Origin of the sequence: Gilliamella bombi (assembly GCF_900103255.1) — a bacterium.
GTDB lineage: Bacteria > Pseudomonadota > Gammaproteobacteria > Enterobacterales > Orbaceae > Gilliamella > Gilliamella bombi.
In genome coordinates this window covers 1-901 of sequence record NZ_FMWS01000104.1, presented here as the reverse complement: position 1 = coordinate 901, position 901 = coordinate 1, and the positions used below count along the sequence as shown (strand labels likewise).

The window sequence follows — 901 nt, the reverse complement described above, 5'->3', positions numbered from 1 at the left end:
ATGTCTAAAGAAAAATTTGAACGTACAAAACCCCACGTTAACGTTGGTACAATCGGCCACGTTGACCACGGTAAAACAACTTTAACTGCTGCAATTACTTCTGTACTTGCTAAAAAATACGGCGGTCAAGCTCGTGCATTCGATCAAATCGATAACGCACCAGAAGAAAAAGCACGTGGTATCACCATCAACACTTCACACGTTGAATACGATACACCAACTCGTCACTACGCACACGTAGACTGCCCAGGCCATGCTGACTATGTTAAAAACATGATCACTGGTGCGGCACAAATGGACGGTGCTATCTTAGTAGTAGCAGCAACAGATGGTCCTATGCCACAAACTCGTGAACACATCCTTTTAGGTCGTCAAGTAGGTGTTCCTTACATCATCGTATTCTTAAATAAATGTGATATGGTTGATGACGAAGAATTATTAGAATTAGTTGAAATGGAAGTACGTGAACTTCTATCTCAATATGATTTCCCAGGTGATGATACACCAGTCATTCGTGGTTCTGCGCTTAAAGCGTTAGAAGGCGATGCAGCATGGGAAGACAAAATTGTTGAATTAGCAGAAGCATTAGATAGCTACATTCCAGAGCCAGAGCGTGATATCGACAAACCATTCCTATTACCAATTGAAGACGTATTCTCAATTTCAGGACGTGGTACAGTAGTAACTGGTCGTGTTGAACGCGGTGTAATCAAAGTTGGTGAAGAAGTTGAAATTGTTGGTATCAAGCCAACCACTAAAACAACTTGTACTGGTGTTGAAATGTTCCGTAAATTACTTGACGAAGGTCGTGCAGGTGAAAACGTTGGTGTATTACTACGTGGTACAAAACGTGAAGAAATTGAACGTGGTCAAGTACTTGCAAAACCAGGTTCAATCACAC

The 901-nt window shown here is 41.5% G+C and carries 1 protein-coding gene; it reads left to right on the top strand.

Annotated features, from left to right (window positions below; genetic code table 11):
• Positions 1-901: elongation factor Tu (gene tuf, locus B9N71_RS12400; protein WP_085166120.1), on the top strand; the 901-nt coding region annotated here is incomplete at its 3' end.